This is a genomic window from Streptomyces sp. NPDC006487 (assembly GCF_042870555.1).
GTDB lineage: Bacteria > Actinomycetota > Actinomycetes > Streptomycetales > Streptomycetaceae > Streptomyces.
This window is the reverse complement of sequence record NZ_JBIAHN010000002.1, coordinates 145,541-170,067: the sequence shown is the minus strand read 5'-3', so window position 1 is coordinate 170,067 and position 24,527 is coordinate 145,541. Positions and strand designations below refer to the sequence as shown.

21 protein-coding genes and 1 pseudogene are annotated in these 24,527 nt (G+C 71.7%); 11 read left to right on the top strand and 11 right to left on the bottom strand.

Features of this window, described 5'->3' with window-relative positions:
- Window positions 1-38 precede the first annotated feature (38 nt).
- Complete coding sequence (locus tag ACFYM0_RS03525; protein WP_388496090.1) at window positions 39-2,969, top strand: BTAD domain-containing putative transcriptional regulator; 2,931 nt, start codon at window positions 39-41, stop codon at window positions 2,967-2,969.
- Window positions 2,970-3,085: 116 nt separating this feature from the next.
- Here ACFYM0_RS03525 and ACFYM0_RS03520 read toward each other — a convergent pair whose 3' ends face one another.
- Both ACFYM0_RS03520 and ACFYM0_RS03515 read right to left on the bottom strand, forming a co-directional pair.
- The gene (locus ACFYM0_RS03520; protein WP_388496088.1) at window positions 3,086-3,640 is read right to left on the bottom strand and encodes a YceI family protein; all 555 of its coding nucleotides are present in this window, start codon (window positions 3,638-3,640) and stop codon (window positions 3,086-3,088) included.
- Between the two features lie 167 nt (window positions 3,641-3,807).
- Window positions 3,808-4,251, bottom strand: coding sequence for an HAD-IA family hydrolase (locus tag ACFYM0_RS03515; protein WP_388496086.1), 444 nt, complete (start codon window positions 4,249-4,251; stop codon window positions 3,808-3,810).
- 143 nt (window positions 4,252-4,394) lie between these two features.
- On the opposite strand from ACFYM0_RS03515, the gene ACFYM0_RS03510 reads away from it, so the two are divergent.
- Entirely contained in the window at window positions 4,395-5,156 is a 762-nt protein-coding gene (locus tag ACFYM0_RS03510; protein ID WP_388496084.1) for a DeoR/GlpR family DNA-binding transcription regulator, read from the top strand.
- 121 nt (window positions 5,157-5,277) lie between these two features.
- Here the strand turns inward: ACFYM0_RS03510 and ACFYM0_RS03505 are convergent, their stop codons facing one another.
- The 3 genes from ACFYM0_RS03505 to ACFYM0_RS03495 form a co-directional block, all read right to left on the bottom strand.
- On the bottom strand, window positions 5,278-7,755 hold the full coding sequence (locus tag ACFYM0_RS03505; protein ID WP_388496082.1) for an MFS transporter: 2,478 nt from the start codon (window positions 7,753-7,755) through the stop codon (window positions 5,278-5,280).
- A gap of 326 nt (window positions 7,756-8,081) precedes the next feature.
- Window positions 8,082-8,744 (bottom strand): response regulator, encoded by a 663-nt coding sequence (locus ACFYM0_RS03500; protein WP_388496080.1) that lies wholly within the window; start codon window positions 8,742-8,744, stop codon window positions 8,082-8,084.
- On the bottom strand, window positions 8,741-9,901 hold the full coding sequence (locus ACFYM0_RS03495) for a sensor histidine kinase (protein ID WP_388496079.1): 1,161 nt from the start codon (window positions 9,899-9,901) through the stop codon (window positions 8,741-8,743). The genes ACFYM0_RS03500 and ACFYM0_RS03495 overlap by 4 nt, the downstream gene beginning before the upstream one ends.
- 252 nt (window positions 9,902-10,153) lie before the next feature.
- Here ACFYM0_RS03495 and ACFYM0_RS03490 point away from each other — a divergent pair, with 252 nt between their 5' ends.
- The 7 genes and pseudogenes from ACFYM0_RS03490 to ACFYM0_RS03460 all read left to right on the top strand — a co-directional run bounded on the left by ACFYM0_RS03490 (window position 10,154) and on the right by ACFYM0_RS03460 (window position 18,446).
- Window positions 10,154-11,665: an alpha/beta hydrolase family protein gene (locus ACFYM0_RS03490; RefSeq protein ID WP_388496077.1), complete on the top strand. Its 1,512-nt coding sequence runs from the start codon at window positions 10,154-10,156 to the stop codon at window positions 11,663-11,665.
- Between the two features lie 450 nt (window positions 11,666-12,115).
- On the top strand, window positions 12,116-13,216 hold the full coding sequence (locus tag ACFYM0_RS03485; protein ID WP_388496075.1) for a serine hydrolase domain-containing protein: 1,101 nt from the start codon (window positions 12,116-12,118) through the stop codon (window positions 13,214-13,216).
- A 401-nt stretch (window positions 13,217-13,617) separates the two neighbouring features.
- Entirely contained in the window at window positions 13,618-14,046 is a 429-nt protein-coding gene (locus ACFYM0_RS03480) for a hypothetical protein (protein WP_385370112.1), read from the top strand.
- Window positions 14,047-14,324: 278 nt separating this feature from the next.
- Window positions 14,325-16,052: a diacylglycerol kinase family protein gene (locus ACFYM0_RS03475; RefSeq protein WP_388496073.1), complete on the top strand. Its 1,728-nt coding sequence runs from the start codon at window positions 14,325-14,327 to the stop codon at window positions 16,050-16,052.
- A 117-nt stretch (window positions 16,053-16,169) separates the two neighbouring features.
- A complete protein-coding gene (locus ACFYM0_RS03470; RefSeq protein ID WP_388496071.1) occupies window positions 16,170-17,123 on the top strand; it encodes a YihY/virulence factor BrkB family protein in 954 nt (317 codons plus the stop codon).
- Between the two features lie 181 nt (window positions 17,124-17,304).
- Window positions 17,305-18,057 (top strand): annotated as a pseudogene (locus ACFYM0_RS03465) (phosphatase PAP2 family protein); the annotation flags it as partial.
- Window positions 18,058-18,203: 146 nt separating this feature from the next.
- On the top strand, window positions 18,204-18,446 hold the full coding sequence (locus tag ACFYM0_RS03460; RefSeq protein ID WP_388496070.1) for a protealysin inhibitor emfourin: 243 nt from the start codon (window positions 18,204-18,206) through the stop codon (window positions 18,444-18,446).
- Window positions 18,447-18,627: 181 nt separating this feature from the next.
- Here the strand turns inward: ACFYM0_RS03460 and ACFYM0_RS03455 are convergent, their stop codons facing one another.
- Window positions 18,628-19,356, bottom strand: coding sequence for a VOC family protein (locus ACFYM0_RS03455; protein WP_388496068.1), 729 nt, complete (start codon window positions 19,354-19,356; stop codon window positions 18,628-18,630).
- A gap of 450 nt (window positions 19,357-19,806) precedes the next feature.
- On the opposite strand from ACFYM0_RS03455, the gene ACFYM0_RS03450 reads away from it, so the two are divergent.
- Window positions 19,807-20,208: an SsgA family sporulation/cell division regulator gene (locus tag ACFYM0_RS03450; protein WP_388496067.1), complete on the top strand. Its 402-nt coding sequence runs from the start codon at window positions 19,807-19,809 to the stop codon at window positions 20,206-20,208.
- 102 nt (window positions 20,209-20,310) lie between these two features.
- Here ACFYM0_RS03450 and ACFYM0_RS03445 read toward each other — a convergent pair whose 3' ends face one another.
- From ACFYM0_RS03445 to ACFYM0_RS03435, 3 genes are read right to left on the bottom strand one after another with little or no spacing between them, the layout of a single operon-like run.
- Window positions 20,311-20,724 (bottom strand): TraR/DksA family transcriptional regulator, encoded by a 414-nt coding sequence (locus ACFYM0_RS03445; protein WP_388496065.1) that lies wholly within the window; start codon window positions 20,722-20,724, stop codon window positions 20,311-20,313.
- 56 nt (window positions 20,725-20,780) lie between these two features.
- Window positions 20,781-21,764 (bottom strand): anti-sigma factor RsbA family regulatory protein, encoded by a 984-nt coding sequence (locus ACFYM0_RS03440; RefSeq protein WP_388496063.1) that lies wholly within the window; start codon window positions 21,762-21,764, stop codon window positions 20,781-20,783.
- Window positions 21,761-22,654 (bottom strand): MEDS domain-containing protein, encoded by an 894-nt coding sequence (locus ACFYM0_RS03435; protein WP_388496062.1) that lies wholly within the window; start codon window positions 22,652-22,654, stop codon window positions 21,761-21,763. Before ACFYM0_RS03435 ends, ACFYM0_RS03440 begins: the two co-directional genes overlap by 4 nt.
- A gap of 389 nt (window positions 22,655-23,043) precedes the next feature.
- Between ACFYM0_RS03435 and ACFYM0_RS03430 the strand changes: the two genes are divergently transcribed.
- On the top strand, window positions 23,044-23,397 hold the full coding sequence (locus ACFYM0_RS03430) for a PRC-barrel domain-containing protein (protein WP_388496060.1): 354 nt from the start codon (window positions 23,044-23,046) through the stop codon (window positions 23,395-23,397).
- A 123-nt stretch (window positions 23,398-23,520) separates the two neighbouring features.
- Here the strand turns inward: ACFYM0_RS03430 and ACFYM0_RS03425 are convergent, their stop codons facing one another.
- Window positions 23,521-23,808 carry a hypothetical protein gene (locus ACFYM0_RS03425; RefSeq protein ID WP_388496059.1) on the bottom strand — a complete coding sequence of 96 codons (288 nt, stop codon included), beginning with the start codon at window positions 23,806-23,808 and terminating at the stop codon, window positions 23,521-23,523.
- Window positions 23,809-23,909: 101 nt separating this feature from the next.
- Entirely contained in the window at window positions 23,910-24,275 is a 366-nt protein-coding gene (locus tag ACFYM0_RS03420) for an STAS domain-containing protein (RefSeq protein ID WP_388496058.1), read from the bottom strand.
- Window positions 24,276-24,527 lie beyond the last annotated feature (252 nt).

The window sequence follows — 24,527 nt, the reverse complement described above, 5'->3', positions numbered from 1 at the left end:
TCTTCGATGCACGCACTGGTGACCCCGGGAGTAACGGAATGCGGTTCACGATCCTCGGCCCGGTGGAGGCCGTGGCTCCCGGTTCGGACGCACCCGGTCTGGCACCCCGCCATCGCGCGGTACTCGCCTACTTGTTGCTGCATGCCGGGGTGGCGGTCAGTACGGATCGCCTGATCGATGCGATGTGGGGGCCGCTGCCGCCGGATTCCGCCCGAGCGCAGATCCAGACCACGATCGCCGCGATCCGACGGATGCTGCGCGCTTCGGAAGCCGACGGGATGCTGGCCACACGACCGGCCGGGTACGTGATCACCCCTGAGCCGCGGCAACTCGATCTGGACGAGTTCACCAGCCTGACGGCCAGGGCGGCCGCCGCCTCCGGCGACCCGGGAGACGCCGCGGAACAGATGCGTGCCGCGCTGGCGCTGTGGCGGGGAGAACCGCTGGCCGACATCAGCGCCCATTACGTCCAGAGCGCCAGAGTACGTCTGAACGGGCAACTGCTGACCGCTGTCGAGCGGCTGGCCGAGCTGGAACTGGCCCGGGGGCGGCACGACGACCTCATCGACGAACTGTCCGTCCACGCGGCCGCCAACCCCTTGCGGGAACGGCTCTGCTGCCAGCTGATGCTCGCCCTGCACCGCGCCGGACGCCAGACCGACGCGTTGGACGTGGCAAGAACCTTCCGGGCGACCCTGGCCGATCAGCAGGGACTGGACCCCGGACACGCGTTCACCAAGCTCGAACAGGACATCCTGCGGGACGCCCCCGATCTGCGGCCACCGGTCACCGCATCGGCAAAGCCGCAGGGGAACAACTTCCTCCCCTACGACGTCCCGGACTTCACCGGACGCGAGGGCGAGCTGGACGGCCTGATTCGCCTGTGGTCGGGCAACAAAGGCGGCATCGTGACGATTTCGGCGATCGACGGGATGGCCGGGGTCGGCAAGACGACGCTCGCGGTCCACGCGGGGCACCGCCTCGCAGGCCACTTCCCGGACGGGCAGCTCTTCATCGACCTGCAGGCGCACACCGCCGGTCAGGCGCCGCTCGACGCGGGTGCCGCGCTCGAGATACTCCTTGGACAACTCGGCGTGCCCACGCAGCAGATACCCGCATCGGTCGCCGACCGCGCCGCGCTGTGGCGGTCCGAACTCTCCGGCCGCCGTGTGCTGGCCGTGCTGGACAACGCCCTCGGCGCTGATCAGGTACGCCAGTTGCTGCCCGGATCCTCCCGTGCCCTCATCCTGATCACCAGCCGCCGACGGCTGACCGACCTGGACGGGGCACACGCCCTGTCCCTGGACGTGCTGCCCGCCGCGGACGCCTTGGAACTGTTCACGGCGATCGTCGGCCAACGGGCGGCCGCCGAGCCCCTGGCCGTCCTCGACGTCCTCCAGCTGTGCGGATTCCTGCCGCTGGCCGTCCGCATCGCTGCCGCCCGCCTGCACCACCGCCCGCGCTGGACCGTCGCCCACCTGGCCGCCCGGCTCCGTGACCAGCGCCGCAGGCTCTCCGAGCTGTCCACCTCGGAGCGAGGAGTGGCAGCGGCGTTCACCCTGTCCTACGAGCAGCTGACCGGGGATCAGCAGAGGATGTTCCGGCTCCTGGGGCTCCAGCCGGGCCGTGACATCAGCCCCGAGGCGGCGTCCGCGCTGGCCGACCTCCCGCTGGAGGAGGCAGAGATGCTCCTGGAAGACCTCCTGGACGCCCACGTCCTGAGCCAGCACCAGCTCGGCCGCTACACGTTCCACGATCTGCTGCGCGAACACGCCCTCGCCACCGCGGCCGCCCAGGAACCCCCGGACAGGCAGCGGGAGGCCCTCGGGCGGCTGTTCCACCACTACCTCCACACGGCGTGCGCGGCCGTCGACCACCTCTACCCCGAGGGCAAGAACCACAGGCCGCGCATCCCCGCGCGGGACGCCCCGGCCCCGCCCCCGCGGGACGAGGCCGAGGCGATCACCTGGCTGGACGGCGAACGCCCGAACCTCATGGCAACGGCCCAGTACGCGGCCGAGCACGACTTGCTCCCGCATGCCGGCCAACTGGCCGCCACCCTGCACCGCTACCTGCTGGGCCACGCCCATCAGGCCGATGCGCTGACCCTCTGCGACCTGGCGCTGCGAGCCGCCCGCCTGAGCGGCGACACGGCGGCCGAAGCCCGCACGCTCATAGATCTCGGCCAGGTGCACTTCTGGTGGCACGGCGCATACGAGCAAGCGGCCGAACACTACCGACAGGCCCTGGACCTCGCCCGCGCAAACGGCGACCAGCGCGTTGCTGCCGCCGCACTGCAAGCCCTGAGCGCCGTCTTCAGGCGGCGGCGGGAGTACGACCAAGCCCACGACCACTGCGCGCAGTCGCTCGAGCTCTTCCGGGAGCTCGGCGACCGCGGTGGTGAAGCCAGATGCCTGACCGACCTCGGCATCGTCCACGGACGCCGAGGACGGTACGAGGAGGCCCACGAACACCACCGGAACTCGCTGCTCGCGTACCGCGAGACGGGGTCCCGCATCGGCGAGACCGTCGTGCTGAACAACATCGGGCTGCTGTACCAACGGCAAGGCCGCTACGACGAGGCCCGGCACCATCACAGCCAGGCCCTGGACCTGAGCCGCAGGTTCGACTTCCCCGGAGACGAGGCCGAGTCGCTCAACGCCCTTGCGGAGGCCGCCCGGTCCACGGGCGACCTCGCCCAGGCCGCGGCCGAACACCACAACGCGCTGACCATCGCTCGCGAGTGCAGCTACCGCCCCGAGCAGGCCCGCGCCCACGACGGCCTGGCCCACGTCCACCGCGACCTCGGCCGCATCGACCTCGCCCACGACCACGCCCGACAGGCTCTTGACCTGTACACCGTCCTCGCGGTCCCCGAGGCCGACGAGATCCGCACCTTCCTCACCGGGCTGCCGCCGACCCCGAGCGAGCCCGAACCGTCGGCGTCCTCCGGCGACCAGTCGTCCTGAACGCCATCCCCCAGCACCTCGAACGTGCGTTGACGGAGGACTTCATTCGGGTCCATCCCGGAAGGGGCCGGCGCGGCGATACGTGAGCGCGGCGCCGGTCCTGGGCGGGGCCGAAGTCAGGGCTGGCGGATCGCGGAGACCTCGAACTCCAGCACCACCTTGTCGCCGATGAGGACGCCTCCGCCTTCCAGCGCGGCGTTCCAGGTGATGCCGTAGTCCTTGCGGCTGATCGGGGCCGAGCCTTCGAACCCGACGCGCAGGTTGCCGTAGGGGTCCGTGGCGCTGCCCTGGAACTCGAAGTCGATGCTGAGTGGCCGGGTGACGTCCTTGATGGTGAGGTCGCCGGTCAGCCGGAAGTTGCTGCTGTCGAGCTGCTGCACCCCGGTGGAGGCGAAGGTGATGTCGGGAAAGTTCGGCGCGTCGAGGAAGTCGTTGGTGCGCAGGTGGCCGTCGCGCTGCTCGTTGCGGGTGTCGATGCTGGCGGCCTTGATGGTGACGGACACGGTGGACTTGGTGGGGTCCTCGCCGTCGAAGTATCCGGTGCCTTCGAACTCGTTGAACGCGCCGCGGACCTTGGTGACCATGGCGTGACGGGCCACGAACCCGATCTGGGTGTGGGCCGGGTCGAGGGCGTAGTTCCCGGTCAGTGAGGTGAGGGGGGTGGTGGTCATGGACCTGCTCCGCGGTGGCTCGGGGACGGGAAGGGAAGGGAAGGCGCTGGTCCACGCTATCCAGGCCCGACGTGACGGGCGTTCGAGCGCGCCCGTACATCACCCGATCGGCCAGAGCGAGCCCGAGAAGATCGCCCGGGCTGGGCCGTACGCGGGCGTGGGCGGCCTCATCCGTGGCTCGGCAGCCAGGTGCGGAGGGCTGCCGCCAGTTCATCGCGACCGGTGAAGACGTGCCCTTTCATGCCGAGGGACCGCGCGGCGCGCACGTTCTCGGCGCGGTCGTCGACGAACAGGAAGTCGGTGGGGTCGGCGTGGAGGGCGGCGGTGCAGTGGCGGAACGCCGCCGGGTCCGGCTTGGCCGCGCGGATCTTCCCGGAGAAGGCGACGTGGTCGAGGTGGTGCAGCCAGGGCTGGGCGGTGAGGAAGGCGTCCGCGTGATCGGCGGGGATGTTGGACAACAGGGCAACCTCGGCGCTGTCCCGCAGGGACTGCACGTAGGCGACCATGCGGTCGTCGACGCGTGACCAGCTGTCGATGTCGGCGAGCCGCAGCTCTTCGATGCGGTCGGGGTGGGCCGGGAGCGACAGTTGGCGCCCATCAGGGTGCCGCACAGGACGAAGTAGACGTAGGTCGCCACGCGGGCGGATCGAAGGGAATGTTCCATGACAACCACCATAACGAACATTATCAATGTTCGTAACAGCTGCCATCGAACGATGTAGATGTTCGGTCCGTGGTGGTGTTCAATCGCGTTATGAGCAACGCAGACCGACACGGGCTGATCGCGAAGACCGTCCGTGCCTCCGGCGGTGCCACGGTCCAAGAGCTCGCGGAGCTGACCGGGGCCTCGGAGATGACCATCCGGCGCGACCTCGACACCCTGGCTGCCCAGGGCGTCCTCGAACGCGTCCGCGGTGGGGCGCGCACCCTGCTCCTCAGGGGTGCGGAACCGCCCTTCGCGCTGCGCGCGCACGAGGCTGTCGACGCCAAGCGCCGGATCGCGGCCGAGATCTCCGCGCTCATCGCCGACGGCGAGAGCGTCGTGCTGGACAGCGGCACCACCTGCCTGGAAGTCGCCCGCCTCCTGCGGCAACGGCCTGTCACCGTGATGGCCTTGTCCCTGCAGGCCATCCACCTGCTCAGCGAACCACCCGGCCCGGCCACACTGGTGCTGCCCGGCGGACTGCCCCGCGCCGCCGAGGGAGCCCTCGTCGGGCCCCTCACCCTCGCCTCCCTGGCAGCCCTGCGCTTCGACACCGCCGTCATCGGCTGCTGTGGACTGAGCGCGGCCGACGGCCTGACCGCCTACGACCTCGACGACGCCGCAGTGAAAAAGGCGAGCATCGCGGTGGCCCGCCGCACCATCGTCGCCGCGGACGGCGGCAAGATCGGCCGCACCGCCTTCGCCTACGTCGGCCCCTCCACGCTCCTGCACACCCTCGTCACCGACACCACCGCACCCGCCGGCGAGGCGACCGCACTCGAAGACGCCGGCATCATCGTCAAAACTGCCTAAACACGTGTATGTGCAACAACTGGGCCAGTCAAAGCGGTCGGGGGCGGTGGCGTATTCCTCCGTGAGGGAGAGGGTCGGGCCGCCGCCTCGAGGGCAGCCCGACCCGTTCCGTGACTGTCTGTCAGTCCTTGTGCCCGAGCCGTACGTCCCGCTCGGTGCGCCCGCCGCCCGCGACTTGGAGGACCGTCGCCACCGGCGGATAGCCGGCCGCGATGACCGTGTACTCGCCCGACGGCAGGTCGATGAACCGGAAGGTCCCGTCCGAACCGGTGGTCAGGGTGTCCACCACGTTGCCGTCCGCGTCGAGCAGAGTGACCCTGGCATCTTCGACCGGCCTTCCCGCGCCGGCACGCACCGTGCCGCGCAGGACCGCGCCTCCCGCGAGCTCCACGTCCTGGCGGGTCTCGCGGGAGGCCTGCACGCTCACCGGCAGTGCGGCCGGCCGGAACGCCGGGGCGCTCGCGGCCAGGGTGTACTCTCCCGCCACCAGCTCCGAGATGACGTACCTGCCCTCCTGGCCGGTCCGGGTGGAGGAAACCACCTCGCCCCGGACGTCGGTGAGGGTGACGGCCGCGTCGCGGACCGGGGTGCCGTCGGCCGTGAGGACCGCCCCGGACAGCCGCCCGGCGCCGCCGAGCACCACGTCCAGCTCGACCGGCCGCTCGCCCACGGTCACGCTGACCGCCTGCGGCTGATGGCCGCCGGCCGCCGCGATCAGGACGTACGAACCGGGGCCGCGCACGCTCAGCGCATAGCGTCCGTCGGTTCCGCTGGCGCCCCGGCCGACTTGGTGGCCGCTCACGTCGATCAGAGTTAGGGCGGCGCTGGGGACGGCGCTGCCGTCGGGGTGCTGGACGGTTCCGCAGACCGGCAGCCCGCCGGGCTGGGAGGCGTCCGCCGAGGTCCGCGCGGCGGGGACCTCACCGGGGAGCGGCTGCGGGAGGGCCTCGGAGAGCGGCGAATCGGCTGCGGGGGCGTTGTGGGACACCAGCGGTTTCTCCTTGAGGAAGCAGGCGATGAGCAGGCCGAGGGCGAGCACCGGCACGAGGTAGAGGAAGATCCGGGGCATCGCCTCGGCGTAGGCCGCGACGTACGCGTCCCTGACGGTCGGGGGCAGTGAGTGCACCAGCTGCGGGGTGATGGCGGAGGGGTCCGGGAGCCCGTCGCCGGCGGGCAGCCGGTCGGCGAGGGCATCGGTCAGCCGGCCGGCGAAGACCGTGCCGAAGACGGCGGCGCCGACGCTGCCGCCCATCTGCCGGAAGTAGTTGTTGGCGCTGGTGGCGGTGCCGAGGTCAGTGGGCCGCACCGAGTTCTGCACGGCGAGGACCAGCACCGGCAGCACCAGCCCGATGCCGACGCCGAGGACGGCCATCCACAGGCTGTACGCGAGCTGGGTGGTCCCGGTCTCCAGCCGGGACAGCAGCCCCATGCCGAGGGTGGACAGCGCCCCGCCGAGGACCGGGTAGACCTTGTAGCGGCCGGTCCTGCTGATCAGTTGGCCGGAGACGATGGAGGCGACGACGACCCCGCCCATCATCGGCAGCATCAGCAGCCCGGACTCGGTGGCGGTGGCGCCCTCGACCATCTGGAGGTAAGTAGGGAGATAACTGGCGGCGCCGAACAGCGCGATGCCGACGACAGCGCCGACCAGAGCGGTTACCGCGAAGACCGGGTCGCGGAACAGCCGCAGCGGGATGATCGGTTCGGCCGCGTGGTGCTCGGCGACCACGAAGAGGAGGGACGTTCCGGCAGCGCCGACGGCGAGCCCCAGGATCATCCGGGAGCCCCACGCGTACTCGGTGCCGCCCCAGCTGGTCAGCAGTACCAGGCAGGTCGAGGCCGCGGCGAGGAGCACGGCGCCGATCACGTCGAGCCGGGGCCGGACCGCGGGCTTGGGGAGCTTCAGCACGACGGCGATGACAGCCATGGTGATCAGCCCGAACGGGACGTTGATGTAGAAGCACCAGCGCCACGATGCGTGGTCCGTGAAGAACCCGCCGAGCAGGGGTCCGGCGACGGATGCGAGGCCGAAGGCCGCGCCGATCAGCCCCATGAAGCGGCCGCGCTGCCGGGGCGGCACGATGTCCGCGATGATCGCCTGAACACCGATCATGAGTCCGCCGGCGCCGATGCCCTGGACCGCGCGGAAGGCGATGAGCTCGTTCATGGTGCGCGACCAGCCGGCCAGTGCGGAACCGATGATGAAGACCACGATGGCGAACTGGAAGACGCTCTTGCGGCCGAAGAGGTCGCCGAGTTTGCCGTAGAGCGGCAGGCCGATGGTGGAGGTGAGCAGATAGGCCGTGATGGCCCATGACATGCGGTCCAGGCCCTGGAGTTCCCCGACGATCTTCGGCAGGGCCGTGGCGACGATCATCTGTTCCAGCGCGGCGAGCAGCAGCGCCAGCATCAGCCCGAAGAACACCAGCCGCACCCGGCGCGGGCTGAACTCTTCGACAGTCGCACCTACTTCGGCGGTGGGTGGTGGCCCGCTCGAGGTGCCCCGGCCGGCCGGCGCGGGACGGCTCTCTTTCTCGAAGCGGACCGGAGCCGGCCGCGGGGCGGCCTGCTCGTCCGTCACCAGAGTGATACCGCCCACGTACTGCTCCCTTCGTTGCCCCAGGCAATCGCACCTGTGCCGCCCTTTTCTCGCATTCGGCAACAACGGGAGCAAACGCGCGGATTGACGTGCCGGACCTGCCCGACGGGCATACGGGCCGGTGAGAGGGGGCGTGGGGAACAATCGGCCGGCACGGAGAACCACTCGAACCGGTGAGGGTGCGGACCGGCCCGTGACCGGGCCCTCGCGGCCCGATCCCGGCGAGCCGGCCACGCACCCGACATGCGTGCCACGGCGGCTGCCGGCCCGTGCGGAACAGACGCTGTCCTTCAACCGACTTGAGCTGTTCTGAGCCCCCGCCGGCGTCAGAGCGGTGGGACCAGACGGTTGTCGTGGGCGAAGACCACGGCCTGGATCCGGTCGCGGAGTTCGAGCTTGGTCAGGATCCGCCCGAGATGGGACTTCACGGTCGCCTCCGCGAGGTACAGCGCGGCCGCGATCTCGGCGTTGGACAGGCCGCGGCCGACCTCGACGAGCACCTCGCGCTCCCGGGCGCTCAGCCGGTCCATCCGCTCGTCGCGGACGGTGGTGCCCCCGTCGGCCAGGTGCGGACGGAAGGTCTCCAGCAGGCGCCGGGTGATCCGCGGGGAGAGCACCGCATCGCCCGTCGCGACGTTGCGGATCGCCGTGAGCAGCTCCTCGGGCCGGGTGTTCTTCAACAGGAAGCCCGAGGCCCCGGCGCCGAGACCGGCGAAGGCGTATGCGTCCAGGTCGAAGGTGGTCAGGATCAGCACTCTGCTCTGCGGGGAGCACTCGACGACTTGACGGGTCGCCTCGATCCCGTCCGTCCCGGGCATCCGGACGTCCATCAGTACGACGTCGGGCCGCAGCTCACGGGAGAGGCGGACCGCCTGGGCCCCGTCCGCGGCCTCGCCGACCGGCACCATGTCGGGCTGGGCCTCCAGGAACGTGCCAAAGGCCATCCGGAGCAGCGCCTCGTCGTCGGCGATCAGGATGCGGATGGTCATGGGGCGCTCGTCTCGCCGCTGTTGAGCAGGAGCCGGGTCCGCACACCCCAGCCGCCGCTCGGAAGCGGTCCGGCCTGAAGCGTCCCCCCGTAGGCGGCTGCGCGCTCGCGCATGCCGGGGATGCCGTGGCCGGACGGGGCGGCGGCGGGAAGCGCAGGCCGGGGGCCGCTGTCGGTGACCTCCACGCCGACGCTTCCGGCCGAACACTCGACCAGGACCGTCGCGCGGGTGCCGGCGGGGGTGTGCTTGAGGGTGTTGGTCAATGCTTCCTGCACCAAGCGGTAGACGGTGAGTTGTGCGGTGGCCGGCACAGGGGCATCGCCGCCGCGGACCTCCAGGCCGGTCGGCAGCCCGGCGGCGGCCATCTGGTCGGCGAGCGCCTCCAGCTGGGCGATGCCGGGCAGTGGGTGGCGCTCGGCGTCCGGCTCGTCGGACCGCAGGACGCCCAGCGAGCGCCGCATGTCGGTGAGGGCCTGCCGGCCCGTCTCGGAGATCTGCAGCATCGCGGCGGTGGCCCGGTCCGGCGACCTGTGCTGTGCGTAGACGGCGGCGTCGGTGAGCGCGACCATGACGGACAGGTTGTGGGTGACGATGTCGTGCATCTCGCGGGTGATCCGGGCCCGCTCCTCGGCGACGGCCAGCCGTGCCTGCTGCTCCTGGTGCAGCGCCAGCCGTTCGGCCCGTTCCCGTACGGAGGCGAGGTAGGCCCGGCTGGTCCGCACGTTCACCCCGAGGACGGCGGCGGCGACGACCGTCGCGGACAGCGCGACGAACGGGGTCGGGAACGCGCCGTCCGGTACCCAGCGCAGGCAGGCCAGCACGGCTCCGGCCTCCACGACGGCACCGGCGAGGAGCGTGCCGCGGCGGCCTGTGTGCGTGGCCGCCGTGTAGAGGGCCACCAGCAGGGCGATGTCCGCGAGCAGTTGGACGTCCATCAGCCACTGGACGAAGGCCGCGGCCGCCACGGCGCCGAACACCGCGAGCGGGGCCCGGCGCCGCCACAGCAGGGGGAGCACCAGGGCGGCGGTGAGCCCCGCGGCCACGGGCAGCTCCCGCGCCGGGTAGGCGGTCACGACGTTGAGGAGGAGGAGGACCGGCAGCGCCGCGTCCCACACCAAGGGCGGTATCCGGTCCCGGTGGCGCACCGTCACACCCACCCGTCGATCGGTCGTCGTGGCGGTCCGACCGGGACCGTCAGCGCGTACAGCCGGAGCCTAGGCCGCGGGGGCGGCGGCGCGCATGGGCCCACGGTCGGACCGCATCCTGCCGAGGTACGACCGGGGGAGGAGGCCACCCCCTCCCACGGTCGCAGAGCGGCCGCGTGTGGGGCGTGAGGGGTTGCCACTCCGGTCGCACCGAGGCCCGCCCGGGTTGCCACCGGAGTGGCAACCGGCGGCTACCCGGGACCGATGCGGCGGCGCCGACCCGGCGTCGAGCATGACCGGGTGACCGAAACCATCACGGGGCTGTCGATGTCCCTTCCGGAAGTCCTCGTCCTGCTGGGTGCCCTCGCGCTGGTGGCGGCGCGCTGGATCCCCTCGGCCGCCCGCCGGCCCGTCACCATCGGGGCGGGGGCGGTGCTCCTGGCGTCCGCGACCGCGCTGGGCGTGGTGGGGATCCGCTGGCAGCTGCTGCCGGTTCTGGCCGGCGCCGCCCTGGCGTCGGCGTTCGCCGTCCCGCCCCTGCTGCGACGCCGTACCGGCCGACCGGCGTGGCGGGCCCGCTGGTGGCTGGCCCTGCCGGGATCGCTGGCCTGCGCCGGCCTGATCGCCATCGGACCGGTGGCGGCCTGGGCCCTGCCCGTGCCCGAGTTCCCCGAGCCGTCGGGCGACTTCGCGGTCGGCACCCGGGTGGTGCAGTGGACCGACCCGCTCCGCCCCGAAAGCTTCACCGCCGATCCGGACGACCGGCGCACGGTCGTTGCCCAGCTCTGGTACCCCGCGCAGAAGAGCCCCTCCGGCACGCAGAGGGCCCAGTATCTGGGACGCACGGAGCAGGAGGCGCGCACCGTCGCCGAGGCCCTCGCCGGCGGGGTCGGCCTGCCCGGCTTCCTGGTCGACGGCGTCCCGCGGGCTCGCAGCCATGCGGTCGTCGACGCCCCGGTGGCCGGTGGGGGAGAACGGTTCCCGGTCGTCCTGTTCTCCCCGGGGTCGGGCGGGGTGCGGACCCAGAACACCGCCTGGGCGGAGGAGCTGGCCAGCCACGGCTACCTGGTCGCCGCCCTCGATCACCCGTACGACTCCGCCGTCGTCGTCCTCGCGGACGGCAGCACGATCCGTGCCACGACCGCCTCCAGCGGGGACCGGGACCGTGACGAGGAGCTGGCGGCGGGCTGGACCGCCGTCCGAGCCGCCGACCTCGGCTTCGCTCTCACCCGGCTGGAACGTCTGGACCGGGTCGAGACGGCCGACCCGCTGACCGGAGGCCTGGACACCGGCCGCGTCGCGGTGGCCGGCCACTCCCTGGGCGGTGCCGCCGCCCTGCAGGCGGCCCGGCAGGACCGCCGGTTCGGCGCCGTCGTCGACCTGGACGGCTACCCCCACGGCCCCACCGCGCCCGCCCTCGAGCAGCCGGTGCTCGCCCTCACCCAGGAGATCACCGCCGGCACCGACCCGCGCTACCTGCCCCGCCTCACGGACGCCCTCGAGCACAGCACCACGACGAGCTACCGGCTTGCCGTCCCCGGCGCCGGGCACCTCACCTTCATGGACGGGCCGCTCTACCTGCCACCGGTGCCCTCGATCGTCGGCACCCTGGGCCGCACCGACAGCCCGCGCGTCGTCGCCGGAGCCACCCTCGCCTTCCTGGACGCCGTCCTGCGAGGCCATCCCGGCGACCCGACCGAAACCCTCCGGGCCTACGGGACGGTCTTCACCGTCTCACCACCAGGGGCTCGGGGAACTGCGGGGCCGACCCCGTGATGGGCCGAGCAGGCGCGTAAGAAGGTGTTGGGTCATCGGGTGATCACTCACCCCAGCGCTGGAGCCCCGGCAGCATCGAAGGCGCCGTGAACCGCATCAAGAAGATCAGAAGGCAGTTCTACGGTCGAGCCGGGTTCGCGCTCCCACGCAAGATGATCCTGCGTCAGTAACGCGGCACTCGCATACGTAGACGTTGATGCCGCAGGTGTCCAGACGTGTGGGGTTGAACGCCTCGGATTCCCATAGCCGGTGGGGCTCGGTGTTCTCGGTGGTCCGGTCTTCTTCGGGAAGCCACGACCGTGCTGCTGACAGGCTGGGATGTGTCAAGGGGGGTGGCTGCCCGTCCGTTCGGGGGCTGGGCGCAATGATCTTGGGTCGGTGTCCTGGCAAAGTCGTTGTCAAGCGACTGACCGGCTCACACCGGTCGGGCCACGACCAGGGGGAAATCACATGTACCGCAAGCGCATCGCCGCCGCAGTCCTGCTCGCCGCGACGACCATCGGGGCGTTCGTACCCGTGGCGGCGGCCCGGCCACTCGACCCGGTCCAGCGGCAGCTGAACCTCCTCGTGGACAGTGACAAGGTACCGGGCGCCCTGGCGTACGACGGCAGGACGACGCGTACCGCCGGTGTCGCGGACCTCGAGTCGGGCCGGCCCATGCCCGACGAGCAGGGGCGGATCCGGTTGGCCAGCAACACCAAGGCGTTCACCGCGGCAGCGGTGATGCGCCTGGTGGCGGACGGTCGGATACGACTGGACGACCGCGCCGGCCGCCATGTCCCGCAACTCGCGGCACACACCATCACCATCCGACAGCTGCTCAAGCAGACCAGCGGACTACCGGAGTACGCCACACTGGTCGACTGGACCCGCCCGGGCACCCCCGAGGACTACCTGGCCCTCGCACTGGGGGAGAAGCCGGCCTTCGCACCCGGCACCGGCTGGGGGTACTCCAACACCAACTACCTCGCGCTCGGCATGGTCATCGACAAGGCTTCGGGTATCGGGTTCCGCACGTACATCGAGCGCACGATCCTGCGCCCCCTCCACTTGAACGACACCTACTGGCCCGCACCCGGCGAGCTGGCCCTGCGCGGACCGCACGCCCGCAACTACGGCATCCACCCCGCCGCCCCGGAGGCCGGCCGGATGGATCTGACCGAGCTCCCCGGGTATGAGTTCGGGGCGTCCGGTGGCCTCGTCTCCACGCCCAAGGACCTCAACACCTTCTGGGACGCACTGTTCGGCGGCCGCCTCCTGCCCGACTGGGCCTTGCGGCAGATGACCCGGGACACCACCGCGGTCGGTGGTCGCGACGTCTACCCGGCGGGTAGCCGCTACGGCTACGGCATCGCCTCGATCCCCCTCAGCTGCGGCGGCGTCTACTGGGGCCACGGCGGCGACCTCCCCGGCAACTCGGTGGGCGGGGGACGCGCCACGGCAGGCCGCGGCACGGTGACCGTCTACACCACGACCTGGGCGGCCGAGGGCGGAAGTCTGCGTCACCTCCAAGGGGCGGTGGACGCGGCCCTGTGCGCCAAGCGCCCCTGACCGCCGGCCGAATCCACGGCCGCCGCTCTCCACCGGATCCGTGGGAGAGCGGCGGGCTCGGCGTCGGCCGGCGGTCAGGCAGGGCGATGCAGGTGGCATCGGTGCCGGGCAGGGTCAGGGATATCGCCGCGCAGAGGTCTACGTCGCCCACACTCTCGGTCATGGCGGCCGCCCGCGTCGACCTTCGACGTACGGACGCCGCGGCCGCCCGCCGAGCCTCCGCAGCCGACGGACACCCCGGCCCGGTCGCGGGGGCGCGCAAAGCGTCTGAGGGCGATAGCACGGGGTAGTCGCCGAAAGACGGCACCACCAAAGGAGGACGAGATGACGGCCCACGAGCATTCCGCCGTCGGCCGGCCGGGATTCCATGAGCCAGCACCAACGAAACGGAGTGATCGCCGATGCGCACCACAGCGGCACGGGTGATGGGCGTGGCCACCCTCGGGTACGGCGTGGCGGTCGCCTGCCGACCCAAAGTGCTGGCCCGCCCCTGCGGCCTGGCCGAACAGGGCTCCTCCGCACTGCTGATCCGCGCCCTCGGCGTCCGCGACGCCGTCATCGGCGCGGCCATGGTCGCGGTCCCCGCAGGCAGCGCGCTGCGCACGGCCGTACTGTGCCGGGTCGCCATCGACGCGGGGGACGCACTGCTCTTCGGTACCTTCCTGCCCCACCGGACCGAGCGCGCCAAGGCGGCCTCGGCCGCGCTGGCCTGGGCGGCCCTCTGCGGCTGGACCCTGACCGGCGGCGGAGGTCCGGCGGCGCCGCTCGTACAGGACGCGGCCAACGTCGCCGTACGCGCCGCCCAGTCCGCCACGCGCGCCGAACTCTGACAGGGGCGAATGAGAAACCGATCTGACCGACTACGAGGTCGAGGCCACCGACGGCCATATCGGCAAGGCCGACAAGCACTCCGGCGAGGTCACGGAACCGGTGGCCCCTTCGGAACCGGTGGCCCCTTCGGCGGCCGCATGGTCGGACCGGAACTCGCCGCCTGACCCGGCATCCGAACGGTCCCCGACTCGACGAGTCGGGGACCATTCCCATTCCGGTACGGGGGCGGCAGCCAAGGACCGCGCATCTTTCGGTCGTCGCGGGCCAGAAGGCATCCATGAGACGAAGCTGCGGTTCCTCCGTGCGCGGTGTCAGACCGCTCCTGCTCCTTCCCGTGCAGGCGGCCCTGATGGTCGGGCTGGGACGGCTGGTCACCGGGCCGGCGGCCGGACACTGGCCGCTGTCGGCGGAGGCCTCGATCGGCAGGGACCTGGTGGAGGGCCGGGACCCGGCCACGTCCGGAGTCGCGGAGTTGTTCTCCGTACTCGCAGGCACGCAGGCCGTCGTCGGCGCGACCCTGATCTGCATCGTCGCCCTGCTCGTCCTCCCGCGCGCCGCACTGCGCACCGAGGCGCTGTTCCTCGGCGTCGCGGTGGCCGCGCAGTCGGCGGTGTTCGTGGTGGTGACGGCCTTCGTGGACCGCCCGCGGCCCGCGGTTCCCCACGAGGACGCCGCGCCGCCCACGTCGAGCTTCCCTTCCGGTCACGTCGGCGCTTCCCTCGCGCTCTACGGGGGACTGGCGGTGATCGCCGCGCTGCGCATGCGCGGCCCGTGGCGCCGCGCGGTGACGGGCATCCTGCTGCTGATCCCGCCGGCCGTAGGACTGTCGCGGATGTACCGCGGCATGCACTACCCCAGCGATGTGGCGGGCGGCCTGCTCAACGGCACTTTGACCCTGCTGATCACCGGGTTCGCGCTGTTGTACGGGCGACAGTCCGCCGCGGAGCCCGAAGGCACGGAGCGGCCCGCCCGGGAGGTGCCCGCCCCGCGCGGCACCGGTGGTGCGGTCCTCGTCGTGCGCCACCCGCACGGCTGCCCGGATGAGCTCGCGGACCGGCTGGCCGCCGTCCTGCGCGAACACGGCCACCGGGAGCTCCGGTGGATCCTGACCTCCGCCGAGCTCCCCTGCGGCACCCTGGCGGAGGAGCTGCGCACCGTACGCCCCGCCCTCGTGGTGGTCTGCGGAGGCGACGGCACCCTGCGCGCCTGCGCCGAGATCCTGGCGGGCACCCGGATCCCGCTGGCCGTCGCACCCTGCGGCACCGGAAACCTCCTCGCCCGCAACCTCGGCCTTTCGACGGATCCGGCCGCCGCCCTGGCCGAGTCCCTGTCCGGCGAGAGCTTCGGCATCGACGTCGGCCGGGTCTGCGGCGATGGGCTCGAGCCGATGAGGTTCACGGTCATGGCAGGCGCCGGATTCGACGCCGCGATGGTCAGGGACGCCTCCCCGCGGCTCAAGTCACGGATGGGCTGGGCCGCGTACGTCCTTTCGGCCCTGCGGCACCTGCGCGATCCCGGCGTGCGCCTCACCGTCCGCGTCGACGGGGGCCGCCGGCTGCGGCGCCGGGCCCGGATGGTCGTCATCGGGAACGTCGGGACGCTGCAGGGCGGCCTGCCCCTCCTGCCGGCGGCGCGGCCGGACAGCGGACGCCTGGAAGTGGTGCTCTTCGACCCGCGCGGTCCCGCCGGATGGCTCACCGCCGCCGGGCACCTGGCGTCCCGCCTGCTGCGCCGGCATCCGCCGGCAGGCCCCGGTCCGGCCGCCCCCGACGGGCGCAGCGAGGCCGGGGGAGCGCTGGAGTACTTCAGCGCCACCCGCATCGACGTCCGCTGCGCCGTACCGCAGCCGCGCGAGCTCGACGGCGATGCCGTGAGCGATGGTGTCCGCCTCACCGCCGAGATCGAACCGGGAGCCCTGCGGGTGTACCTGCCCCGCGCGCCGGGGGCGCCGCAGTCCCCACCCGCCGAGCAGCTTCCGGCGGCGGCCCCCGGCGCCCCGTCATGAGCTTCGCCGGGACGCGCCCTGCGGCGACACCTGCCGACCGCAAGCCTCGAGGGTCCGCGGGCTCCGCGCGTTGCGCAGGTTCCACGAGACGAAACACCACCAGAAGGCAGGAACACGATGGGTACTGCGAGACGCGTACCGCAACGCCACGACGTGAGCGGCGAGGAGCTGTCCGCCGACGAGGCATGGACCGCACTGCGCCGCTACGGCGGCTGGAGCCTGGCCCGCGACTCCTTCGTGCGCTTCCGCTACGCCGACGGCTTCAGCCACGCCCGCGCGCTCGCCCTGCAGACCGTCCTGTCGATCGTCCCGCTGGCCATCGCCGCCGTCGGCCTGTCCGTGGTGCTGCACACCGAGGAAGCCGGCCGGGTTGCCGAGCTCACCATCCGAGGGCTCACCAGCGGTCCGGGACAGGCCGTCGTCGACGAGGCGCTCAGTGAGAGCAGACGCCACGCCGGCGACGGCGGCCAGGCCGCGCTGTGGCTGGGCCTGCTGTTCTCCCTGGCCAACGTCACCACCGCCCTCTGCCAGGTCGAGCGAGGAGCCAACCGCATATACGGCAACGAGCGGGACCGGCCCTTCCTCGCCAAGTACGGCCGGGGCCTGATGATGGCCGCCCTCGCGGGACTCCCGCTGGGACTCAGCTTCATCCTCACCGTGCTGGGCACCCACCTGACCCGTGCACTGGCCGAGGTGTACCGGCTCTCGCCCGACACCGTACGGGCCTGGGAACTCCTGCGCTGGCCGCTGGGCATCCTGCTCGCCGTCCTCGCCACCAGCGCGATCTTCCGCCTCTCCCCGCGCCGGCGCCAACCCGGCTACACCTGGCTGGCCTTCGGGGCCGTCGTCCACCTGGTGCTGTGGAACCTCGCGACCTGGGGGCTGAGCCTCTACATCGGCGAGAGCAGCTCCTTCACCAGCGTGTACGGGCCCCTGAGCGCCATCGTGTCCTTGCTGCTCTGGTCCTACCTCACCTCGATGGCGCTCTTCCTCGGCCTCTCCTTCGCCGCCCAGCTGGAAGCCGTACGGGCGGGGGTGAGGGAGCCGGTCATGAACGACCCCGGGGTCTGACCGCCCCGGCCACCGGCGGCCGGAGACCCGCTGCCGCACGCACACGAGAGGGAGCCGCCCCCCCATGGCACGGCGCACGGAAAGTGCTCGACGCGTTCAGCGACATCCGCGAGGCAGCAGGCATCCGCACGGACCACGTCATCCGCACGGACCGCGTCTTCCGGGAGGTCCGCTCCGGAGCCTGCTCGCGCGGCACGCCGGACCCGACGCCACCTTCGGCGCGAGACTCGTACTCGCCGCGGCCGCGACGGCCGTGGCGGCCGTACCGTTCGCCCTCGCCCTGGTACTGGTGGAGTCCCAGTGGGCGCCACTGCACCGCCTGGACCAGGGCGCGGCCGAACGCCTCCACGCCGCCGCGCTCGCTCACCCGGACAGACTCGGCCGCCTGCGCGTGCTCTCGGACTGGGTCTGGGACCCGGTCACCATGCGCTTGCTGGTCGCCGTACTCGTGGTCTGGCTCGTGAGCCGGCGCGCCTGGCGGCTGGCGGCCTGGGCCGGCGTCACGGCGGTCGCGGGCGGCCTGATCGGGCTCCTGGTCAAGATCGCGGTGGAGCGGGCCCGGCCGCACCTGCCGGACCCCGTCGCCCACGCGCCCGGCTTCTCCTTCCCCTCCGGCCACGCCATGACGGCGACCACCTCGTGCGCCGTCCTGCTGCTGGTCCTGCTGCCGGTGATTCCGCGGGCCTGGCGTCCCTTGCCCTGGGCCCTCGCGCTGGTGACCGTGGTGGGCGTCGGCTACACGCGAGTCGCGCTCGGGGTCCACTGGTTCAGCGACGTCGTGGGTGGCTGGCTGCTGGGCCTCGGGGTGGTCACCGCGACGGCGCTGGTCTTCGAGGCCTGGCGGTCCGACACCGGACGGCGCCGCACGGCGGTGGCCGAGGGCTTGGAGCCGGAACTCACCGGACCCGAACCCGAAGCGCCCCCGGCCGACCCGCGGGCCCCCGCCCCACCGGCCGACTGTCGGCCAGGCACCGACGAGTTCGAGCCGTTGGCCCCGCGGCGCGGGCCCGGCGGGGGAGCGGCGCCCGATCGGGGGCAGGCGAATCCACCGACAGGTTCTACATCCGAAGGAGAACGGCCATGCTGATCACTGTCAGTCGCTCCGGGGGTTTCACCGGCGTGGACAAGATGCGGAAGATCGACACCTCCGTCCGGCGGGATGCCGCGGAATGGGAGGGGCTCGCGCGGCGCGCCGTGCGGCCGGTCGCCGACGGCTTCCACTACCGGATCACGATCGACGGCCAGACGGTCGACCTCGACGAGGCGAGCCTGACCGGCGAGCAGCGGGAACTGATCCGTGCGGTCCTCGGCGAAGGGGCCTGACCGGCTCACGGGCCCGGAGAAGGTCCGCGCTCCGGTGCGCAGCACGTCCCCGGCCGATCATCTCCCGGACTCCGGACTCCGGACTCCGGAGTCGGACAGCGGTTCCTCGGGCAGCGTCCTGCGGCTCGGCTACCCAGCCGTCGCCGTTGCACGAGCACGCCGCCCCCGGGGGCCGGGGGACTCATCCCTGCGGTGCCAGGATCGTGAACAGGCCCCCCTCGGGGTCCCGAAGGGTGATCGACCGGTCGGCAGCGGAGGTTTCCACCGGGGAGGCGGGGCTCCCGCCCGCGCTCGTCGCGGCTGTGACGGCGGCCTCCAGGTCGGGCACCCGGAAATGGACGTGCCACCGGGGGCGGACGTGCGGGTCGGGGTCCTCGTCCACGGCTCCGCCGCTGATCCGTGCGACCGTGTCGTTGCCGTGGCGCAGGACGACGTGGTCGTGTTCGTAGGCGGCCACGCAGGCTCCGGGTGCTTCGCCGGCCCAGTCCAGCACCTCCCCGTAGAAGATGGCGGCCGCGAAGGCGTCACGCGTACGGAGTTCCAGCCAGGCAGGAGCGGGGCCGTGGCCGACTCGCCAGTCCCTGAGGACGGCGCCCTGCCAGAGGCCGAAGACCGCCCCGGCGGGGTCGGCGGCCAGCACGGCCCGGCCCGCGCCGAAGGCCAGCGGACCGACTGCCACGGTCGCACCGCGCTCGCGGATGCGGGCGGCGGCGAGTTCGGCGTCGTCGGCGGCGAAGTACGGAGTCCAGGCGGCGGGCAGGGACAGATCGTCGGCGAGCATCCCGAAGCCGGCGACCGCAGCGCCGTCGCGATAGGCGAGCACGAACCGCTCCCCGAGGCGGGTGCCGCGGAAGGTCCAGCCCAGCACGGCGCCGTAGAACCTCCGGGCGGAATCGAGATCCCGGGTCATCAGACTCACCCAGCAGGGCGCGCCGAGGACCTCATGGCTAGACGTGGACACGGCTCCGGGCCGAATCATGGCGCTCACCTCGCAGGGGACTCCTCCACCGTAGTCCCCGGCGTCCGGCGCCAGGGCGCGCGTCGGCTCGTGTCGCGTCGGCGTGCCGGGCCGCCGTGGCAGCGTCGGCCGTCCCCCGCCCACGCCGGTCGACCAGCTGCCCGGTCCTCTCGGCCGCGTCGGCACGGGCCGCACGGCGCTGCATCCGCTCGGGGGTGCAGCTGCAGCGGGGAGCCTCATGTGCCTCCACCGCGGCGGAAGCCGTCGCCGTCGAGATCTCCACCAGGAGGTCTCCAGAGCCTGCAGTCTCGCGGTTTCCCCAACCGGTCCGGTGTGGTGGGGGCGGAGCGGGGCAGACGCGCGTAGCTGTCAGCCCACCCTGGAGGCCCAACCATGTCCTGCGTGTCCGCTCTGATCGTTGTGCACCTCAAGACGCCGGCGGGCCAGGTGTATTTCCTTGCCCGCTTCTCGTATGACGGTGGAGACCCGTACGTGGTGCAGGCGGAGTTCCTGGACGGTGCCGACGTCTTGGCACGGTGGCACTTCGACCGGCAGATGCTGGCCGAGGGGCTCCACCGTCCGGTGGGGGAGGGCGACGTCGCATTCCGCCCCGACAAGGAGTCCGGCCGCGATGAACTCCGCATCGAACTGATCGGCCGGAGCCCCGATCAGCAGGACGATGCGGTTGTCTTCCTGGATGCCCCCGTGCTGAGGGGCTTCCTGGACGAAACCTACGCGGTCGTCGCTGCCGGGGAGGAGTTCCTCGACCTCGACAAGCTTCTCGACGAGTTCCTGGCTCGCTGAAGAGCCCGTACGTCCGACCGGAACCGCCGAGTGCCGTTCCTCGTGGACGTGGCGACAGCATGAGGTGCGGTCAGGCAACCGACCGACGAGAGACCGCCGGAGTCAGGTGCCGTGCGGGGCACGGCGCGGGTCGGACCGGGCGCAGGACACACAGGTGGTCGCGGCCGGCCGGATCTCCAGGCGCTCGGGCGGAATCACAGCGCCGCACCCCATGCACTGCCCGTAGTCGCCCCCTTCGAGCCGTTCCAGCGCCTGGTCCAGCTCGTCCAGATGGTCGTGCGCCCGCGCCATCAGGGAGGCCACGTGGGCACGCTCGAAGGCCGTGCTGGCCCCTTCGGGGTCGTGCTCGTCGTCGACCGCGACCAGGGCGTTCGCCGCGACGATCCCGTCGAAGTCGCGCCCTAGTGCGGCCATCCGGTGGAGCGTGTCGTCGCGGTCAGCCGCGAGGCGTGCGCGGGCCGTCGCGAAGGAGGACGGGCCGAACTCGTCATGGCCGTACCGGAGTGCATCGCCCATGTGGGGGACAACGCCGGGCCGCGGGTCCCGATTCCCCGACTGACCGGGCGGGCCGTTCAGGAAAGGTTCAGGTGGAGGCGAACGACCGTGGCCGGGGCGCCGGTGTGGACTTCGACCAAGTCGCACAGCTGACGCACGGTCCACAGGCCGTGCCCGCGCGGCTGCCCGGGGTCCGGTGGCAGGTAGCCGAGCGTCCACCCGGCATCGGCAGGGAAGCGGGTGGGCCCGGGGTCGCTGATCTCGCAGATGACCTTGTGCCCGGTACGCCACACCGAGACTTCGCCGCGCCCTGCGCCGTGCTGAACGGCGTTGGTGGCCACTTCGTTGACGGCGAAAGTCAAACGCTCCGCCCCCCGAGGGGACATCCCCAGCTGCGCGGAATGCCGGGCGACGAACGAGCGCACATGGTGCAAGTCGGTGCCGAAGGGCATCGTGGCGCTGCTTCCCGGCGCAGGAACCGGTGACGGGTTCCGGTGCCAGGCGGCGCCCTGGGGAGGGGCGTAGCGACCGCTTGGTTCGGCGGCCGGGCCGGTCACCAGCTGCGGGTGGGTACGGCGGGCGTCGGCGACGATCTGGCCGGGGACCGTGCGTGTGTCGTAGGGGCAGACGATCCAGGCCGGGCAGTGGGCGAAGGCGAGGTTGATGACGGCCTCGTAGCGGGTCCACTCGGCGGTTTCCAACGCGTCGCGGCCGTGCCAGACGGGCTCACCGATCACGCGTACCTGGGGATGGCGCCCGGTGGCCGTGCGTTCGTCGACGTAGCGGTAGTAGGCGCCGAGGGTGCTGCCAGGCGTCTGGTACCAGTCGTCGGCCGCGATGAACTGCACTGCGCCGGCGGCACTGCCGAGTTGCTGACGCAGCAGGTCGATGTTGGCGGGCGTGGTGACGGCGAGGACCGCCTCGTCATGCTGGAGACCGTCCAGGCAGAACGGGACGGTCGCGGCCAAGAACGCCTCGTCGGACCCGTAGACCAGGCCTTGGTGCACCAACCGGGGGGCCCGGTCGGGCTGCGAGGCGGTCACGTCGATCACGCTGCTCATGCCGAGGCTCCCGGGGAGGTGACGACCAGGGCGTCCTGCTGGTCCAAGCCGGCCACGGCTATCACCTGGCACAGCAGCGGGGCGAGTTCCACCACCCGCATGTGGCGGCCCGGCTCGTACCGCTCGGCGGTGTGCGCCAGAGCGCGCAGGCCGGCCAGGTCGATGAACTCGAGCGCGCTCATGTCCACCCGCACGTCCCCGGCCCACTCGAGGGTGGCGTCCAAAACCGCGGCCAAAGCGCCGGTCGTGCGGTAGTCCACGGTGCCGATCACACGCATCGTGCGTGCCCCGGCCTCGAAGGTGGGCACGATCCGCAACCATTCGTCCTCGTAGAGCGGGGACAGTTCCACGGTGCCGGGGTGGCAGTGGTCGTAGGCCTGCAGCTGACTGGAGCGAAAGAGGCGGGCATCGTACTGGCAGACGGCCGAAGCAGGCTGTCCCTCGAAGACCGAACTGACCATGCTCTCGTATGCGGTGAGCTGGTCCGCGCCGGCGATCTCACGTAGAACCCAGCTCATTTCACCGCTGACCCGGAATCCCTTGAAACCAGAGGCCGCAGCACTTTCCATTTCCTGCCGCAGGGTGGCCGCCATCGCCGTGGCGTCGAAGCGTCCTGAAACCAGGTAGCGGTCGCTGGCAGTGACCACCCGCAGCTGTCCGCTGGACAACGCGGCGTCCGGATCCATCTGCGCCGAACGAAGCCAGTCGAGCACCACGGCAGGCTCCTGCCGGTCGGCGAAATACATCACGCGCTCACCGCGCTTCAGCCCATCGGACACGTAGGCGGTGACCACCCGGCGCTGCTCGGAATCGTCGGCGAACGCCAGACACACGTGATCCCCATGGCCGATGCTGTGGACCGGCCGCTCCCTGCTGCCCCGCGCGATCATCGTTTCCTCACCGTCCGCCCCTGGCTCGCGAGCCCGCGTGGAAATGGCTCGTCCCACCGCCTGCGGGCGGTGTTCCAAGCCGCCGGTAACAATACCCGGTCCAGGCATGCCGTCCGACGCCGGATTCCCTGCTGCGGGAGGGCGGAACTCGGTACGTGAAAAGCCATTTGGAGGGCGGGGTGGGGTGCGGAGCGCGGGTCGTGATCGGTTTCGTCGCCCGCCCGAAGGGCAGCAGCGGCCGGTGGTTATAGCGAGCGGTGTAGCGGGCGAAACACGGGGCAAGCGATGGGTGGGCCGGAACGAGAGTTCCGCCGTGAAGGCAGTAGGGAAGGATGCGGTAGGGATTTCTATTTCCTTCCGCCTCCATGACCGGAGGAGTTGTTCTTCGTATGACTGAGAATTTCTGGGGTTACCGCGAGACCGCCGGCCGTCTGGGTGGGTCGGATCTGACGGGGTACAAGGTCGAGGCGAGCGACGGTTCCATCGGCAAGGTCGACAAGCACTCGGATGAAGTCGGCTCCTCGTACATCGTGGTCGACACCGGTCCGTGGATCTTCGGCAAGGAAGTCCTGTTGCCTGCGGGCACGATCAGCCGGATCGATCCGAACGACGAGAAGATCTACGTCGACCGGACGAAGGAGCAGATCAAGAACGCTCCGGAGTTCGACAAGGACAAGCACCTCGGTGATGCCGACTACCAGCGCCAGGTCGGCGGCTACTACGACGGACCGCACCGTCTGTAGCACGCGCGGACACCAAGCAGTGCAGGGCGGGGACGACAGCAACAAGCTGTCGTCCCCGCCCTGTTGCTCCGGCCCTCCGAGTGAGTGCGGGACTGGATGAGTGCGGTGCACCCGTTGAGCGGGTCACCGTGCCGTGACGGGAGGGATGCCCCGGCCGCTCTGTGTTTCCCGGAGACGGTGTGCCAGCCGGCGGGCAGTGTGCACACTGCGTCGCGCCAGGCAGAGCTCGCCCGCCGAGACGTGGCAGGTCGGGCACGGCTCGGCGAACGCGCCGTGCCGGAAACGGCGGTGCGTCTCGTAGGCGGCGTCCAGCATGGCGTCGAGCGCCGAATGCGGGAGACCCACGGCTATACGGGCGGCTGCGTGCACCGACCGGCGAGAGGTGACTTCCAGGACCGGGGTGGTGCTCATGAAGGGATCTCCTCGTGCACGGGGGGAGGGCGCACGCCGTGCCTACCCACGGCGTGCGGGCGACCGGGTGGCGCGAGCCCCCGGCAGGGCCAGGGCGCGGCTCACGCTGCTGTGGCTACGGGGGGCGAGGCAGCCGAAAGCACGGTGGCGGCCAGGGCGCGGGTGGGTTGGACGGCCGGCCCCTCGGTCCCCGTCTGTGCCTCGAGCGCCCGGCGCGTTTCGGCGGTCGCCGCGAGGACGGCCAGCGGCGCTCCTGCGGAGCGGCACATGCGGTGGGTTCGCAGGATCGTGCTCACCGCGGCGCTACTCAGCGGCGCGTCCGAGAGTTCCAGCATGACGGGTGCGGAGCGGTGGGCGGCGAGGTATCCGTCGATCGCCCAGGCGGCTGAGGCCCGGCCGGCGATGTCCAGATCGGCCCGCAACCGGATGATCAGCACGCCACTCTCGGTCACGTTGATGGGCAGCACAGACACTCCTCGTCCTCACGATCACCTCGGCTCGTTGTCGTGCGGATGCCCGCGTCTGGGAGCGGTATGCGCGACCTTCACGGTCGGGATCATCAGCGGCGGTGGAGAACGGCGGGCGTCCAACCTTCCTGCGGCGCCGGTTCGACAAGGACAGGCCGTTGAAAACGACCGAAGCGGTCACCGACGATCCAAGCGGTCACCAACGATCCAGGGATGCCCCCGGGCGGCGGGCACATGAACGGGGCAGATACC